The sequence below is a fragment of the Halorubrum sp. CSM-61 genome, assembly GCF_003781945.1.
Lineage (GTDB): Archaea > Halobacteriota > Halobacteria > Halobacteriales > Haloferacaceae > Halorubrum.
This window is the reverse complement of sequence record NZ_RJJW01000002.1, coordinates 127,569-143,721: the sequence shown is the minus strand read 5'-3', so window position 1 is coordinate 143,721 and position 16,153 is coordinate 127,569. Positions and strand designations below refer to the sequence as shown.

General features: G+C 69.8%; 16 protein-coding genes. 8 read left to right on the top strand and 8 right to left on the bottom strand.

The features are described from left to right. The first annotated feature begins 108 nt into the window (after positions 1 to 108). On the top strand, positions 109 to 363 hold the full coding sequence (locus tag EDM04_RS03860; protein WP_123619840.1) for a glutathione S-transferase N-terminal domain-containing protein: 255 nt from the start codon (positions 109 to 111) through the stop codon (positions 361 to 363). Positions 364 to 431: 68 nt separating this feature from the next. Then, positions 432 to 800, top strand: a complete 369-nt coding sequence (locus tag EDM04_RS03855) for a DUF192 domain-containing protein (protein WP_123619839.1) — start codon at positions 432 to 434, stop codon at positions 798 to 800. Between the two features lie 36 nt (positions 801 to 836). Here EDM04_RS03855 and EDM04_RS03850 read toward each other — a convergent pair whose 3' ends face one another. Then, positions 837 to 2,255, bottom strand: coding sequence for a PAS domain-containing sensor histidine kinase (locus tag EDM04_RS03850; RefSeq protein WP_123619838.1), 1,419 nt, complete (start codon positions 2,253 to 2,255; stop codon positions 837 to 839). Positions 2,256 to 2,338: 83 nt separating this feature from the next. Beyond that, complete coding sequence (locus EDM04_RS03845; protein WP_123619837.1) at positions 2,339 to 4,933, bottom strand: DNA topoisomerase; 2,595 nt, start codon at positions 4,931 to 4,933, stop codon at positions 2,339 to 2,341. 174 nt (positions 4,934 to 5,107) lie between these two features. Here EDM04_RS03845 and EDM04_RS03840 point away from each other — a divergent pair, with 174 nt between their 5' ends. Continuing rightward, entirely contained in the window at positions 5,108 to 6,598 is a 1,491-nt protein-coding gene (locus EDM04_RS03840; protein WP_123619836.1) for an aldehyde dehydrogenase family protein, read from the top strand. A 25-nt stretch (positions 6,599 to 6,623) separates the two neighbouring features. Here EDM04_RS03840 and EDM04_RS03835 read toward each other — a convergent pair whose 3' ends face one another. After that, positions 6,624 to 7,868 (bottom strand): DR2241 family protein, encoded by a 1,245-nt coding sequence (locus tag EDM04_RS03835; protein WP_123619835.1) that lies wholly within the window; start codon positions 7,866 to 7,868, stop codon positions 6,624 to 6,626. A gap of 2 nt (positions 7,869 to 7,870) precedes the next feature. Then, positions 7,871 to 8,740 (bottom strand): CbiX/SirB N-terminal domain-containing protein, encoded by an 870-nt coding sequence (locus EDM04_RS03830; protein ID WP_123619834.1) that lies wholly within the window; start codon positions 8,738 to 8,740, stop codon positions 7,871 to 7,873. A gap of 150 nt (positions 8,741 to 8,890) precedes the next feature. Here EDM04_RS03830 and EDM04_RS03825 point away from each other — a divergent pair, with 150 nt between their 5' ends. The 4 genes from EDM04_RS03825 to EDM04_RS03810 all read left to right on the top strand — a co-directional run bounded on the left by EDM04_RS03825 (position 8,891) and on the right by EDM04_RS03810 (position 10,938). Beyond that, a complete protein-coding gene (locus EDM04_RS03825; RefSeq protein ID WP_123619833.1) occupies positions 8,891 to 9,430 on the top strand; it encodes a hypothetical protein in 540 nt (179 codons plus the stop codon). 91 nt (positions 9,431 to 9,521) lie between these two features. Continuing rightward, positions 9,522 to 10,328, top strand: coding sequence for a prephenate dehydratase (gene pheA, locus EDM04_RS03820; RefSeq protein ID WP_123619832.1), 807 nt, complete (start codon positions 9,522 to 9,524; stop codon positions 10,326 to 10,328). Between the two features lie 56 nt (positions 10,329 to 10,384). After that, a complete protein-coding gene (locus EDM04_RS03815) occupies positions 10,385 to 10,615 on the top strand; it encodes a DUF433 domain-containing protein (RefSeq protein WP_123619831.1) in 231 nt (76 codons plus the stop codon). Next, on the top strand, positions 10,612 to 10,938 hold the full coding sequence (locus EDM04_RS03810) for a DUF5615 family PIN-like protein (RefSeq protein ID WP_123619830.1): 327 nt from the start codon (positions 10,612 to 10,614) through the stop codon (positions 10,936 to 10,938). The genes EDM04_RS03815 and EDM04_RS03810 overlap by 4 nt, the downstream gene beginning before the upstream one ends. A gap of 31 nt (positions 10,939 to 10,969) precedes the next feature. On the opposite strand, the gene cysS is transcribed toward EDM04_RS03810, so the two are convergent. The 3 genes from cysS to ilvA all read right to left on the bottom strand — a co-directional run bounded on the left by cysS (position 10,970) and on the right by ilvA (position 14,595). Further along, a complete protein-coding gene (gene cysS, locus EDM04_RS03805) occupies positions 10,970 to 12,466 on the bottom strand; it encodes a cysteine--tRNA ligase (RefSeq protein ID WP_123619829.1) in 1,497 nt (498 codons plus the stop codon). Between the two features lie 86 nt (positions 12,467 to 12,552). Further along, positions 12,553 to 12,933, bottom strand: coding sequence for a MarR family transcriptional regulator (locus EDM04_RS03800; protein WP_123619828.1), 381 nt, complete (start codon positions 12,931 to 12,933; stop codon positions 12,553 to 12,555). A 399-nt stretch (positions 12,934 to 13,332) separates the two neighbouring features. After that, positions 13,333 to 14,595, bottom strand: a complete 1,263-nt coding sequence (ilvA, locus tag EDM04_RS03790; protein WP_123619826.1) for a threonine ammonia-lyase — start codon at positions 14,593 to 14,595, stop codon at positions 13,333 to 13,335. Positions 14,596 to 14,733: 138 nt separating this feature from the next. Between ilvA and EDM04_RS03785 the strand changes: the two genes are divergently transcribed. Beyond that, a complete protein-coding gene (locus tag EDM04_RS03785; protein WP_123619825.1) occupies positions 14,734 to 15,120 on the top strand; it encodes a PLD nuclease N-terminal domain-containing protein in 387 nt (128 codons plus the stop codon). Between the two features lie 595 nt (positions 15,121 to 15,715). Here the strand turns inward: EDM04_RS03785 and EDM04_RS03780 are convergent. Further along, positions 15,716 to 16,123: a DUF6276 family protein gene (locus EDM04_RS03780; RefSeq protein WP_123619824.1), complete on the bottom strand. Its 408-nt coding sequence runs from the start codon at positions 16,121 to 16,123 to the stop codon at positions 15,716 to 15,718. Positions 16,124 to 16,153: the final 30 nt, after the last annotated feature.

Below are 16,153 nucleotides of genomic sequence, written 5' to 3'. Positions count from 1 at the left end.
TTCCTTTTTAATTCGTGACGCGATTTTTTTAAGTACGGACGCCGCCCGTGCGCGCCGCGTGCACCGTCCACCGTACTTCTTTACGCGTCTGTCTCCTACTCACCGGTGATGACGAACCTGAAACTCTACGAACTGGAAGGGTGCCCGTACTGCGCGAAAGTGAAGACCAAGCTCGCCGACCTCGACTTAGAGTACGAGTCGGTGATGGTGCCGCGCTCGCACGGCGAGCGCACCGAGGTGGAGGAGATCTCCGGGCAGACCGGCGTGCCGGTCCTCGTGGACGAGGAACACGGGATCGACGCGATGCCCGAGAGCGACGACATCGTCGAGTACCTCGAAGAGACGTACGGCGACGCGAGCTAGGCGCCGCCGCCGGAACCGCCGGCACCGCCGCCGACCGATCGCGAGGCTATTTATCCGGCGCCCGTCACGTGCCGGGCGTGCGACTCGTCCACCGCAGCGACCGGTCCGGCAACTCGGAGGAGACCCTCCTCGCCGGCGACGTCGACGTGGCGCGCTCGACGCTCGAACAGGGCCGCGGGCTGATGTTCCGGCGGTCTATCCCCGACGGCTACGCCCTGGTGTTCCCCTTCGACGCCCCGGACACGCAGTGGCTCCACATGCTGTTCGTCCCCTTCGCGATCGACGCGCTGTGGGTAGTCGACGGCGAGGTGCGGAAGACGAAGCGGCTCGCCCCGTTCGTCGGGCTGGGTCGCGGCCGCGCGGACACCGTGATCGAGCTCCCGGCCGGCGCGGCCGACGAGATCGCGGTCGGCGACGAGGTCCGCCTCGTCGAGTGAGTCGGTCGGCCTCGGATCACCGCTCGCGCCGCCGCCTCACTCGTCGTTCGGCGTCCGAAGCTCCATCTCGATCCGCGTCCCGCCGGTCGACGCGGCGCCGATGTCGAAGCTCCCGCCGCCGGCGCCGACGATCCAGTTGACGTACCAGAGCCCGAGCCCGCTGGCGTGCTCCAGCGGCGTCTCCTCGCCGGTGAGCACCGCGCGCTCGGCGGGCGGGATCCCCGGCCCGTCGTCGGCGACGACCAGCGACGCCCACGACTCGCTCGGGAGCTCGGCGGCCGCGATCTCGACGCGCGGGCGGTCGGCGTCGCTGTGGCGGATCGCGTTGTCGACGAGCTCAGCGATCGCCTCGGCGAGGTAGCCGATCGCCGACACCGTGATCCCGTCGGGCACGTCGACCTCGACATCGGCGCCCTCGCGGAGCTCCTCGGGGAGCGAGATCAGCGCCTCCTCGACCGCGTCCGCGAGGTCGATCGGCTGGGGTGTGGGCCGGTCCGCGAGCAGGCGCTCGACGCGCCGAGAGGTCTCGCCCACCCGGAGCAGGCGATCGGCGGTGTCGACGACCCGTTCGAGCTCCGTCGCCAGCTCCGGGTCCTCGACGGCCTCGATCGCCCGCTCCGTGAACCCGGTCACCACGTTGAGGTCGTTCCGGAAGTTGTGCCGGAGCACCCGCGTCAGGACGGCGAGCCGCTCCTCGCGGATCGACGCCTCCGTGCGGTCCTCGCCGACGCCGACCGCGCCGACGACCTCGTCGCCGTCGACGATCGGCCCCAGCGCGAGTCGGTAGGGGACGCGCTCGCCGGACCGCGTCAAAAGCGTCGCCTCGCAGTCGGCCGGCTCGCGCTCGCGGTACACGCGCCGGAGCGCATCGGCGACGGCGTCGCGGGTCGCGTCGTCGAACAGCGCCGTCAGGTCGGTCCCGGACAGCTCCTCCCCGTCGCGTTCGACGTCGGCCGCGAGCCGGTCGTTCCAGCGCGCGAGCGTCCCCTCCGCGGTACACTGGAACAGCGCGGTCGGTACCGTCGCGGCGAGGGCATCGACGACGCGGAGCTGCGAACGGAGCGCCTCCGCCGCGGTGACGCGGTCGGTCACGTCGGTCACCCCGACGATCAGCCACCGCTCGTCGGCGATCGTCGTCGCGTGCAGCGACAGCGAGAGTCGGCGACGCCCCCGCTCCCCGCCGGTCTCCCACTCGAACTCGGTAACCCCCTCCAGGTCGACCGCCTCCTCGACCGCCGCGGCCACCGGCTCGCCGTCGACCGTCTCGTCGGTCTCGCCGAGGTCCGTGATCCCCATCAGCGTCAGGGTCCCGCGGTCCCGGCCGAGCAGCGCGGCGGCCGGCGCGTTCGCCGCCCGGATCGCGAGGGACTCGGGATCGCAGGCTACCGTCGGGGTCGGAACCGCCTCGACGAACGACCGCACCACGCGCGGTGTCGACTCGCCGTCACGATCCATCCATATCCCGCCCCATGTGCTCGGAGCTTATAAACGGAGAGGGCGGTGCCCCCGACGGCGACGAGGTCCCCGACGGTCGGGAGTCAGTCCGCCTTCGCCTGCCAGTCGCGGACCGTGTCCGCGCCCACGCCGTCGACGTCGGCCGCCAGCTCGTCCGGGTCGACCGACTTGAGGTCGTCGACGCCGTCGACGCCGGCGTCTTGGAGCTTCTCTGCGGTCTTCTCGCCGATCCCCTCGACGGTCTGGAGCTCCGAGCCCTCCTGTCTGGCGGTGAACTCCCGGTAGTTGCAGATGGGACAGCCGAGCTCCCACGGCTCGTCGCCGGAGTGGACCCGGAGGTGCGGGAGGCCGTGCTCCTCGCAGGTCTCGTCGGTGACCTCGATCTCGCCGCGCCGGGGGAGGGGCAGCGAGTAGTCGCAGTCGGGGTAGCGCGTGCAGCCGACGAGCCGGGAGCCGGAGCGGAGGCGTTTGATGGCCAGTTCCCCCCCGTGTTCTTCACCACATTCGGGGCAGACCCCGATCACCTCGTCCTCCTGCTCGTCGGCCTCGTCGGCCTTGCACTGCGGGCAGCCGTGGACGAACGTCTTCCGGCCCGCGAGCATCTTCACGTGTCGGAGCTCGTGGTCCTCGCAGGTCTCGTCGAGGATGAGCGGCTTCCCGGTGGAGGGGAGCGGCAGGGTGTACTCGCAGTCGGGGTAGCCGTCGCAGCCGACGAAGTACGACCCCTGCCGCGACTTCCGAACGAGGAGGTCCTCGCCGCACTCGGGACAGGGGCCGAGCGTCTTGTCCGCCTTCAGCGACTTCTGGAGGTGGTCGCCGACCGCCTCGCGCGACTCGGTGAGGTCGTCAAACACGCGGTCGAGGAGCTCGCGGGACGCCTCCGTCACCTCGTCGTACTCCTTCTCGCCGGCGGCGATCGCCTGCATGTCGCGCTCGAGCTGGGCGGTCATCTCCTCGCTGACGACGTGCTCCGCGAACTCCTCGGCGGCCTCGACGACCGCCTCCGCGAGTCGGGTGGGTCGCGGCGGGTCGCTCTCGATGTAGTTGCGGTCGTACAGCTTCTCTAAGGTGCGGTGGCGGGTCGCCTTCGTGCCGACGCCGCGCTTCTCCATCTCCTCGATGAGCCGGGACTGGCCGTAGCGACGGGGCGGCTGGGTCTCCTTCGCGTCGGTCCGCCGATCGGTGAGCGAGAGCGTCTCGCCGACTTCCACGTCCGGGACGATCCGCTCGTCGCTGGAGCGGTACGGGTACACGTCGTGGTAGCCGGCCTCCAGCAGGCGCTTCCCGTTCGCCTTCAGGCGGAGCCCGCCGTCGGCGACGAGCTCGCCGGGACCGGCCGCCTCCTCGGGGTTCCGGAGGGCGGCGAGCCCGTCCGCACCCTCGGCGATCGCGGTCGCCTCGCCGTTCGCGAGCGCGACGACGCGGAGCCGCTCCCACGTCGCGGGCTCGGCGCAGGTCGCGAGGAAGCGGCGGACGATCAGCTCGTACACCTCCCACTCGTCCTCCGAGAGGTCGGAGGCGGACGGGAGCTCCCCGGTCGGGTGGATCGGCGGGTGGTCGGTCGTCTCCTCGTCGCCCTCGGTGGGTTCGATTTCGTCTTGCTCCAGCAGGCCCTTCGCGTCCGTCCCGAACGTCGAGGCCGCCGAGAGCTCCTCGATCAGCTCTTCGGGGTCGAGGTCGTCCGGGTACACCGTGTTGTCCGTCCGCGGATAGGTGACGTAGCCGGCGGTGTACAGGTCCTCCGCGAGCGACATCGCGCGCTGCGCGGAGTAGCCGAGCGAGCCCGCGGCGCGGATGAACGCCGTGGTGTTGAAGGGGGTCGGCGGGTCGTCGGTACGGGTGCGGCGGCGCACGTCGTCGACGACCGCCTCGTCGGCCGCGTCGAGCGCCTCCGTGAGCACCTCGGCGACGTCGCCGTCCCAGACGCGCTCGGCCTCGTTGCCCTCGTCGTTTAAGTAGAAGTAGCGCGCCTCGAAGGGATCGCCGCCGGACTTGGTCAGGTTCCCGTACAGCTCCCAGTAAGCCTCGGGGTCGAACGCCTGGATCTCGCGCTCGCGGTCGACGATCAGCTTGAGGGTCGGCCCCTGCACCCGGCCGACCGAGATGAAGTCGTCGCCGAGCTGGCGGGCGGAAAGCGAGAGGAAGCGGGTGAGCGCCGCGCCCCACGTCAGGTCGATCACCTGTCGGGCCTCGCCCGCGGCGGCGAGATCGAAGTCGAGCTCGTCGGGGTTCGCGAACGCCTCGTTTACCTCGTTTTCGGTGATCGAGGAGAACCGGACCCGGTCGATCGGCGCGTCCTCGTTCACCTCGCGCACCAGCTCGTACGCCTCCTTGCCGATCAGCTCTCCCTCGCGGTCGTAGTCGGTCGCGATGACGACCCGGGAGGCGTTGCGCGCGAGCTTCCGGAGCGCGGCGACGATCCCCTCCTGCGTGGGCTCCTTCGTGACCGGCGCGTCGATCAGCTCGACCGGCTCCACGTCGCGCCAGTCGTTGTACTCGGCGGGGAAGTCGACGCCGACGACGTGGCCCGAGAGGCCGATACAGCGCTTGCCGCCCCACTTGTACACGTTCACGTCGTTCTCCCGCTCCGCCGTCGCGGACTCGCCGCTCAAGATGTCGGCGATGCGACGCGCCGCGTTGTCCTTCTCCGTGATGATCAGCTCGGGGCCCCGACTCATTGCCCCGGGGTAGGCCGCTCTCCCGTCTAAAGCTTTCGCGCCGCCTGATCGCACGCGCGCGACCCGATCGGCGAGAAACACCCGATTTCGAGGACCTGTCTTCGATCTTTGATCCGGGTGATATCGCTCCTATCGGCCGCCTTTTCCCTGATTCTACCGTTTGGTAAACCACAGATGTCGACCGACCTGTCCATCGACGCCGACTGGAGCGCGCAGTACATCGACGGCGAGTGGGTCGCCGCCGGCGACGGCGAGACCATCGCCGTGGAGGACCCCTCGACGCGCGAGGTCGTCGCCGAGGTGCCCGCCGCGACCGAGGGCGACGTCGACGACGCCTACGAGGCCGCGGCCGCCGCACAGGAGGAGTGGGCCGAGGCGCCGCCGGCGCGGCGCTCGGCGGTGATCCAGCAGTTCCTGCAGGCGCTACAGGAGCACGACGAGGCCGTCGCCGACCTGCTGGCCCACGAGGTCGGCGGCTCGGCGATCATGGGCGAGACCTCGATACAGATCGCCGCCGATCACGCGGGCGAGGCCGCGACGCTGCCCCGCCGGATGAAGGGCGAGCACGCCGAGTCGAACATCCCCGGCAAGGAGAACGTCGTCGAGCGCGGGCCGAAGGGCGTGGTGACGGTGATCTCGCCGTGGAACTTCCCGCTGAACCTGAGCGCGCGGGCCGTCCTCCCCGCCATCGCCGCCGGGAACGGCGTCGTCCTCAAGCCCTCGACGAACTCCCCGATCACGGGCGGGCTGCTGTTCGCGCGGCTCTTCGAGGAGACGGACCTCCCCGAGGGCGTGCTCAACGTCGTCACCGGTCGCGGCTCCGAGATCGGCGACCGCGTCGCCAGTCACCCCGAGAGCGACGTGGTCTCCTTCACCGGCTCCACGTCGGTCGGCAGGCACGTCGCCGGGCTCGCCGGCGAGAACCTCGCCGTGGCCGCGATGGAGCTCGGCGGCAACAACGCGCACGTCGTCGCGAGTGACGCCGACGTCGACCGCGCCGTCGACGCGGCGACGTTCGGCTCCTTCGTCCACCAGGGACAGGTGTGTATCTCCGTCAACCGCCACGTCGTCCACGAGGACATTTACGACGAGTACGTCGAGAAGCTGACCGCGCGCGCCGAGGAGCTGGCGGTCGGGAGCGCGCACGAGCCCGACACGGTCGTCGGGCCCATCATCGACGAGTCCCAGCGCGACGAGATGCTGGGGTACGTCGAGGAGACCGTCGACGCCGGCGCGACCCTCGAGACCGGCGGCGAGACCGCCGACATCGACGGCGTCGACGACTCCCTGGTCGTGAAGCCGACCGTCCTCTCGGGCGTCACGAACGACATGGCCGCGGCGTGCAACGAGCACTTCGGCCCCATCGCGCCCGTGATCCCGTTCTCGGACGTGGACGAGGCGGTCGAGATCGCCAACGGCACGGAGTACGGGCTCTCCGGCGCCGTCCACGCGGGCGACCTCTCGGTCGCCAAGGAGATCGCCGGCCGCATGGAGACCGGGAACGTCCACATCAACGACCAGCCCATCAACGACGAGGCGCACGTCCCGTTCAGCGGGGTCGGCGCCTCGGGCGTGGGCGAGTACAACAGCGACGCGTTCCTCCGGGAGGTCACGGAGACGAAGTGGATCTCGATCCAGCACGAGCCGCGCGAGTACCCGATCTGAGGGCGGTTCGGGTCGCCTCTCTCCGCTACTCCTCGTCGTCTTCGTCCGCGTCGTCTTCGTCCGCGTCGTCTCCGTCTTCCTCGTCCGGATCGGTCGGCACGCCGCCGAGGTTCCCCTCGTCGTCGAACAGCTTGGCGCGGAGGAATCGGGTCCGGTAGCGGTTCGCCCCCTCCTTCGTGTCGGCCTCGCGGATCTCGTCGATCCTCCCGTCGGCGACCGCGTCGATTATCTCCTCGACCTGCTCCTTCTCGCTCGGCGTCAGCTCGAACTCGTAGGTCCGGGGCTGCTCGCTCTCCAGCCGGGTCCACTTGCGCGCGGCCGAGACGACGACCGAGCAGGGCTCCCGGCAGGGGAAGACGCCGTCGCCGCCGTCGACGTCGAGGTCGGTCTCGTCGTCGTACTGCCACTCCCGGCGCTTCAGACACTGCGAGTCGTCGCAGCACGCCTCCGCGACCCAGTTCACGTGCTCGTGGCCCTCGCCGCGGTCCCACGTTTTGATGACTCCGTAAATCCCGGACTGCCGCTCCATCGTCTCGCGCCAGTGGGTCACGTCGAGCTCGCCCTCGCGCTCGCGGTGCCAGTTGGCGACCGTCGCGGGGTAGATCGTCTCGACCGTCTCGTACGCGTCCCGCGGGCCGAGGTCGGGGAAGACCCAGCCGCCCGCGAGCGTCGGCGCGGTTTTGAGCGGCCGGTACCGCCCCTTCTCGTCGAACGTCACCAGCTCGCGGGCGTCGAGGGGGTCGTCGTAGCTATCGAGCTCGTCGACCGAAACGCCGGCGTCGTCGGCGTGGCGCACGTCGTACCGGCGCTCGCCGCGGTCGGTGACGGTGGCCGTGATCCGTAGCTCGCCCCACGCGCGCTCGACCCCCTCGGCGAGCGCGGCGTACCGGGTCGCCACCGTCGCGCCGTCGGCGTCCTCCAGCCAGCGCAGGAACGCGCGGCGCGGGCCGAACTCGCCGACGACGCGCTCGAAGGCGTACCAGTCGGTGACCGCGGGGGCGCGCTCGTCGAGCGCCTCGTGGAGTTCCCGCTCGCTCAGTCTACTCGGGCGGTCGCCGTCGGCGAGGACGTACTCGTCCGGGGCGCTCTCGCCGTCGCCCTCGTCGGCCCGCGCGACGCTGAACCCCTCGAACCGGAGGGGGTCGCCGGGGTCGCGCTCGGCGAGCGCGTCGAGGACCGCGTCGAAGGTGTCGCTCGGGAGATCGATCTCCGGGACTTCGGGGGCGCCGTCCCGCGCCGCGTCGGCCGGGTCGGAGGCGGGTTCCGCCACGGTCAGTCCCCCGTGGCGACGCGGGTCGTCTCGCGCACGTCGTCGAGCGCGGTCCCGAGGTCGGCGCCGGCGTCGGCGGCGCGCTCTAAGATTACGTCGGCCATCAGGGGCTCGGTGCCGACCGCGCCCGCGTACCAGATCCGGGTGCCGTCCACCTCGGTCGGCACGTCGTACCCCTCGGTGTGGTCCTCACAGAGCCCCACGTCCTCCGGGATATCCTCCTGGGTGTGGTAGCCGTCGGCGATGAAGAGGGGGACTAAGACGACGTCGTCGCTCTCGAAGAACTCCGGGAGGTCGTCGACTTCGGGCTCTTCGTCCATGTACAGCGCCTTCACCTCGTCGAAGCGGTCGCGCTCGGCGATCCGGTCGGCGTGGTACTCGATCGCCTTCGCCGAGTTCTCGTTGCGCTCGGTGCCGTGACCGACGACGGCGAGCCCGAACCCCTCGCCCACGTCGGGGTCGCCGGTGACCGACTCCGCGCGCCGGACGATCACGTCGGTCATCGCGCGGTGGGTCCCCACGGGGCCGCAGTAGTGGACCTCGCGGTCGACGTCCTCGGCGACGAGGGCGGCCTGATCGGCCGAGAGGCCGTCGGAGTCCCACTCGGAGACGTCCCAGCCGTCGAGCCGGAGCTCGCGGGGGATCACCTGCTCGGTGAAGTAGCCCTCGGAGACGAACAGCGGGACGACGTAGATCTCGTCGCCTTCGACGGTGCGGAGCACCTCGCGGAAGTGCGGTTCCTCCTTCCAGAAGCCGGTGCGCACCTCGTCGAAGGCGCCGGTCGCGCGGACGGTGTCCGCGTGGTCGTACGTCGGCGCGCTCGACCCCGGGTTGAGGTGTGAGCCGTGTGCGACGATGACGAGCGACTGCATACGTGTACTGGGGACGCGCCGCTCTTAGGGACTTCGGCACGTGCGAGGCCGTGGGAACCCGGACTCGTCTCTCGCCTCCGACCCTCGACCGCTCTCGCCTCCGAGCCCCCGACCGAAACCGCCATGCCGCCCCGCGCCGCAGGTCCGGCCATGTCGCTCGCAGCCGAGACCCGCGAGGCCGCCCGTGCGCGCCCCTTCGTCCTCGACGCGCTCCGCGCCGACGTCCTCAACCACAGCGCCGCCGCCGCGTGGCTCGCCGCCGAGGCCGGCCTCGGCGACGACGGTGACGCCGACACCGACGCGATCGCCACCGCGCTCCGCCGCTTCCGCGAGGAGCTGTCCGAGTACGCGACCGCCGGCCGCGCGGCCAGCGTGTCGATGCGGAGCGGGGTGGGGGTGGCGGTAGACGCGGCGGACGCGGAGGACGGTTCCGCCGCCGACCCCCTCCTCCGCGTCGGCGGCGCGGCGGTCGTGCCGGAGGGACGCGACACCGCGATCCTCGCGACCGGCGCGGTCGACGCCGCGGCGCTCGCGGCGGTCCTCAACCGGCTCGCGGCCGCCGAGGTCGCGGTCGCGGCCGCCGGCGTCGCCGGGGAGACGCTCGTCGTCGTCGTGGGGCGGCGCGACGGCGCGACCGCGGTCCGGATCGTCGAGGACGCGCTGGCGGCGGTGCCGACCGACGAGGAGTGAACCGCCGACCGATCGCTCCGTTCCCCGCCCCGCCTGCCAATATCCGTGCGACCCCGCACGCTTTTCTAACGCGGTCTGATAGGTAGGGGCGATGAACGCCGTCACGCTCGGCCCGGCCGGCACGTACTCGCACCGTGCGGCGCGGGCCGTCGCCGCCGAGGTGTCGTTCCGCGAGTCGGTCACCGCCATCGTCGACGCCGTCGCGGCCGGCGAGTTCGAGCGCGGAGTCGTCCCCATCGAGAACAGCATCGAGGGCTCCGTCACGGAGAGCCTCGACGCCCTCGCGAACCACGACGTCGCGGTCACCCGCGAGGTCGTCACCCCGATCCGCCACGCCCTCCTCGCGCAGGGGCCGGAGTTCGACGTCGTCGCCAGCCACTCGCAGGCGCTCGCGCAGTGTCGCAACTGGCTGGAGGCCAACTACCCGAACGCGGGGCTCGAGGCGGTCGCCTCCACCGCCCGCGGGGTCGAGCGCGCCCGCGAGGACGCCCGCGTCGCCGGGATCGGTCACCCGGACAACGCCGGCGACGACCTCGAGATCCTCGCCGAGGACATCCAGGACCGCACCTCCAACGCGACGCGCTTCCTCGTCGTCGCGCCCGAGTCCGCGCGCTCCGACGCCGGGGGGAAGACGACCCTGATCGTCTACCCGAACGCGAACTACCCCGGCCTCCTGCTCGAACTGCTGGAGGCGTTCGCCGACCGCAACCTCAACCTCTCGCGGATCGAGTCGCGGCCGAGCGGCGAGCGCCTCGGCGACTACCTGTTCCACTTCGACGTCGACGCCGGGCTCTACGAGGAGCACATGGCGACGGCGGTCGAGGACGTGGAGGCGATCGCCGACAACGGGTGGGTCAAAGTGCTCGGATCGTACGACACGGAGCACGTGTTGGAGTAGGACGCTCCCGATCCGTCCACCCGATAGTTCAAGTCGTCGGGGGATCGATCGGTCGTATGGTGATCGTCCGAGATCCCGAACACAGCGACGGTGCGCCCACGATCGAGGGGACAGGGATTCGAGTGAAGGATGTCGCCGCAGCGTACGAACACAGTGGCTACGAACCCGACGAGATCACGCAGCTGTATCCCGACCTCAGCCTCGCCGATGTCCACCGGGCGCTGGCGTACTACTACGATCACATCGATGATTTCAGGTCGTCTTCCTCCGAGTCGGCCGCGGTATGACGACTGAGCTGTACTGCGACGAGAGTATCTGGATCCCGGTCGCCGACGGCCTCCGTCGCCGCGGCCGGACGGTCCACACGGCACGCGACGAAGGCACGCTCGGCGATCCCGACCGCGAACAATTGCGTTTCGCGGCGGACAACGATTGGGTCCTATTGACGTTCGACGACGATTTTCTCTCCCTCGTCAAAGGCCACGGACTGACTCATTGCGGGCTGATCTACGTCCGTCAGTCGGGGCGGAAGATCGGGGACGTGGTGAAGGCCGTCGACTCGCATCTGCAGGATCGATCCGATACCGACACGTCGATCCACTATCTCTGACCGACGAGGAGACGGCGCTCCCGATCGGTCGTCACTCGAACCGGTACGACGCCCCGTCGGCACCGTCCTCGATCTCGACGCCGACCTCGCGAAGCGCGTCCCGGAGCTCGTCGGCGCGCTCGTAGTTGCCGGCCTCGCGCTCGGCCTCGCGCACGTCAAGAATCAGGTCGACCAGCTCGCCGGCCAGGTCCACGTCGCCGTCGGTCGTCGACTCGAACTGGAGCCCGAGCACGTCGCCCGCGAGGTCGTCGAACGCCTCGACCGCCTCGCGGAGGGCGCGGTAGTCGTACGCGTCTCCCGCACCCGTGTCGTCGCCCGCGCCGTCCACGTGCCGGTTCACCGCGTCGGTGAGGTCCAGAAGCGCCGCGGTCGCCTCCCGGAGGTTCAGGTCGTCGTTCATCGCGCTCGCGAAGTCGTCACGGGCGGTCTCGACGGCCTCTCGGAACTCGCCGTCCTCGGCCTTCGCCTGAGCGTCCACGGAGTCGAGCGCCGCGACCGCGCGGTCGTAGGTGCGCGAGAGGCGCTCCCACCGCTCCTCGGCCTCGCTGATCGTCTCCTCGGTGAGCGCCTGCTCGGAGCGGTAGGCGGCCCCGGCGTAGAAGGTGCGGACGACGTTGACGCCGAGCTCCTCTAAGGCGTCCGGGACGGTCCAGAAGTTGCCGATCGAGGAGGACATCTTCTCGCCGTCCATCGCCAGCAGGCCGACGTGGAGCCAGTGACGGGCGAACGTCTCGCCGGTGGCGGCCTCCGACTGCGCGATCTCGTTCTCGTGGTGAGGGAAGACCAGATCCCGGCCGCCCATGTGGATGTCGAGGGTGTCGCCGAGATGCGTCGTCGACATCGCCGAGCACTCGACGTGCCAGCCCGGGCGCCCCTCGCTCCACGGCGACGCCCACGTCTCGCCCGACGGCGTCGACTCGCCGTGGTCGTGTTTGGCGTGCTCGCGCGCGGCGGTCTCGCTCACGCCGTCGGCCTTCCACAGCGCGAAGTCCGCCGGGTTGCGCTTCTCGGACCGCTCGTCGGGCTCGCCCTGCGCTTCGAGTTCCTCCACGTCCTGGTTCGAGAGCTTCCCGTACTCCTCGAACGCGGTCACGTCGAAGTAGACGGAGCCGTTCGACTCGTAGGCGTACCCCTTCTCGACCAGCGTCTCGACGAGATCGACGATCTCGGGGACGTGCTCGGTGACGCGGGGGTACACCTCGGCGCGCAACAGATTCAGCCCGCGCATCGCGTCGAAGGTGGTCGCGGTGAACGCCTCGGCCACGTCGCGCTCTTCGGTCCACCCGTCGCGCTCGCCGACGCGGGCCGTGATCTTCTCGTTGACGTCGGTGACGTTCTCGACGTGGCGCACGTCGTAGCCGACGTGTTCGAGCCACCGGTGGAGGACGTCGGCGTGGAACCACAGGCGGGCGTGTCCGAGGTGGGGGTCGTCCGACACCGTCAGGCCGCAGACGTACAGCGTGACGTCGCCGTCAGCCGTGAACTCGACGCGCTCGTCTTCCAGGGTGTCGGTAACGACGAGACTCATTACGACGTGGTAGCTCGGGTGAGAGTTTTAAATCGTCGGATCGAGCAGACTGACAATCCGTTATCCGACTTTGGGGTCTTAAAAGGTCAGAGAAAGAGCGTCATCCCGACTTGGACCGCCGCGTATCCGAGTACCACCACGATAATGAGCTTGATCAACAGTCCCGGAATGTTGTTCGGGATCTCGTTCCACTGTTCAGCGACTCCCGGTCCTCCCCGGTCGACTGCCGCCGGTGCCGTCTCACTGTTTCCGAAGATACCCTCTCCGAACATCTGCTCTAACTCCGCGTCCTGTCTGTCCATCATCGCTTCGAATTCGTTGTAGTCGTCGAACCGGTTCTTGATCTGGCTGACGTACGACGCCGAACAGTCACACGCGTCCGCGATCTCCTTGTTCGTCGCGTTCGGATTTTCCCACCACGTGAGGAGGATGTCTCGCTGTAGGTCCGTCTTGGAACTGTTACCCATGTCTCTGATAATTCACTTTTCATTGATAGTATTTTCTACAGAACAGAAATATGAGAATAGTAGTTTGAGGATCGGCTGATCCGCTTATAAATCTCCAATGGCGAGACGGCGAACACTTCCAAAGCCCCAGCCGGCGAGGCGGGCGCACGCTCGTTGCGCTCCTCGTCACTCGTTGCGCTCGTTCCTGCGGTGCTTACGTCACCTGCGCCCGCCTCGCCGGCTGCCCCTTTGAGTCCCACCCGACCGCACCGCAACCGCGCCTCGTACCTCCCCAGCCTCGCCGCTCGCTCCCTCCGGTCGCTCGCGGCGTCCCTCGCACGAGCTCCTCGCGGCCGCCGGTGGCGGCCGCTCGGAGGCGCGCGCCACCGCAGTTCGATTTATAAGTAGATGGTGCCGTCCTCACCCCTCCTGTGCCGTCCACTCGACCTCGTAGCCCGCCTCGCGCACTGCCTTCAGAACGCGATCGACGTGGGCCGGACCGTTGGTCTCCACCTCGAACACGAGGTCGGCGTCGCCCACCGGCAGGTCCGGTCGGCTGCGCTCGTGGCGCACCGTCCGGATGTTCGCGCGCTCCCCGCCGATCAGGGTGCTGATCTCCCCCATCGTGCCGGGCGTGTCGTCGATCCGGACCGACAGCTCGATCAGCTGGTCGCGGTCCACGAGGGCGTGCGTCACCACCTCCTTCAGCGTCGTGACGTCGATGTTGCCGCCACAGAGCAGGGGGACGACGGTCTCGCCGGCCACGTCGAGGTCGTCCACGGCGTCGTCGTTCAAAAGGGCGGCCGCGGCGGTCGCGCCCGCGCCCTCGATCATCTGCTTCGCGCGCTCTAAGAGGAGGAGGATCGCGGCCGCCACGTCGTCGTCGCTCACGACGACGGCGTCGTCGAGGTGTTCGTTCAGGAGGCCGAAGGTGAGCTCGCTCAGCCCGCCCGTCGCGATCCCGTCCGCGATGGTGTCCGGCTCCTCGCGCGTCACGAGCTCGCCGGCCGCGAGGCTCTCCGAGAGCGTGGAGGCGCCCTCGGTCTGTACCCCCACGACCCGCGTCTCCGGCGACCGCGCCTTGACCGCGGCCGCGACTCCGCCGGCGAGTCCGCCGCCCCCCACGGGGACCAAGACGGTGTCGACGTCCGGTACCTGATCGAGCACCTCCAGCCCGAGGGTCCCCTGTCCGGCGACCACGTCCGGGTCGTCGAACGCGTGGACGAAGTGGACCCCCGGCTCGTCGATCAGCGTCTGCGCGTGGGCCATCGCCTCCGGGAACGCGCTCCCGCGGAGCACGACCTCGGCGCCGTACCCGCGGGTCGCCTCGATCTTCGCCGCCGGCGCCGACTCCGGCATCACGATCGTCGCGTCGATCTCGGCGCCCGACGCCGCCAGCGCGACCCCCTGCGCGTGGTTGCCCGCGCTCGCGGCCACGACGCGCTCGATATCGGGTCCGTCGGTTCCGTCCGCGGCCCGCTCGACGGCCCGCGATATCGCGTTGTACGCGCCGCGCGTCTTGAACGAGCCCGTGCGCTGGAGGTGTTCCATCTTGAGGCGCACGTCGGCGCCGCACCGCTCGCTCAGCGACCGACTACGCTCGACGGGGGTGCGCTGGACGATCGCCGCCGGTTCGAGCCGGTCGGCGGCGGCCTCGACGTTCGCGATCGTGACGGAGGACATGAGCGCGGTGTTCTCGGCGACTCACAAAAGGACTCGGTCGAAACGGGGTCCGATCGGTCGCGCCGTGCCGCGACCGCGCCGGCCTCCGCGGCGTCGTTCCGCCCCTGAGGCTTAAGCCGACGAGCCCGAAGCGGGGGTATGGACCCGATCGTCGCCGTCATCCTCGCCGGCGTCCCGCTCGCGTGGCTCGTCGGCTTCGCCGCCTACGCGTACCTCGACGCGCCGAACCACGGGATGGACCGCCGGAAGTGGGCGCTCATCTGCTTTTTCGTTCCGCTGTTCGGCTTCTTCGCGTACCTGTTCGAGCGCGGCGAACGCGACTACGACCCCTCCGAGGACCCGTACGCACCGGAGAGCGACGCGCGCAAGGCCGGACTCGCCGTCCATGAGCGGCGGCGCGGGGAGAAGTCCCTCGGGCCGGCCGGGACCGAGGCGGACGACGACGGAGACGAAACGGAAGACGAGTGGAACGACCCCGACGGGATCGATATCGACGACGATCGGGATCGGGACGAAGCCGATTGAAACGACCGGCCACCAAGCGGTCCCGCTCGCTCGATAGCGGGAGGAAGTGTTGCAGATCGGCGGTGGCGATTTAGTATTTAAATAGCCGTGAGCGACGGTGACGATCGCTTATAAAAGACGAATGCGGTGGCGCGCGCCTCCGAGCGGCCGCCACCGGCGGCCGTGAGGAGCGCCGCGCGAGGGAGTCGGTGGTCCGGAGCAACGCGGAGGACCACCGACGAGGCTGGGGAGGTGAGAGGTGCTGTGCGGTTGCGGTGCGGGTGGGACTCAAAGGGGCAGTCGCGAGGGCGAAGCACGACGACGCAAGCACTGGAAGGAGCGAGCACCGCGAGCGACTGAAGCGCGAAGCGAGTCGCGCGAGCCCTCGCGGCTGGGGCTTTGGACGTGTTTGCCACCGAGAGACGGATCACGTACAGCCGAGCGGCTGGGGCTTTGGGGGTGTTCACCCCAGTGCCATCGATCACGTATAAACAGCCGACAGCAACATCACTCGATCACTTATAAACGACCGATCAGCTACACTGACATACTTACTCTCGCAGTCTCTCACTACTCTGCCCGTACCGATCGCTACCGGATCCGATTATCTCGTTCGCTACACCATATCGAGCAGCGCCGACCGCCGCCGTTCGAGGTCGAACGCGGCGTCGGCGGCGTCGAGCCGCTCGAAGAAGGCGAAGGCGTCGGCCCCCGACCGCTCCGCGTGCTCGACGAGCGCCTCGATCGACGCCCGATTGAGCGCGAGCGACTCCAACTGGCCGCAGGCGAGCGCGAGCGCGACGCCCGCCTCGCCGCCGGGGAACGCGGGGTCGACGGCGGAGAGGTCCGGATCCGCGTCGTCGTCGAACTGCTCGCCGGTCTCGGCGTCGGCGCCGGCCTCGGCCGCCGGAACCGTCCGCAGACAGCGAGTACAGATAGCGGTCAGGGAGTCCGGCGCGTGCTCGCGGAGCGCGGGCGGAACGGCGAACGCGACGACGGCGGCGTTACAGTGGGGACAGGACATAGACGAAAGAGCGGCGATCGAGGGGCGTGA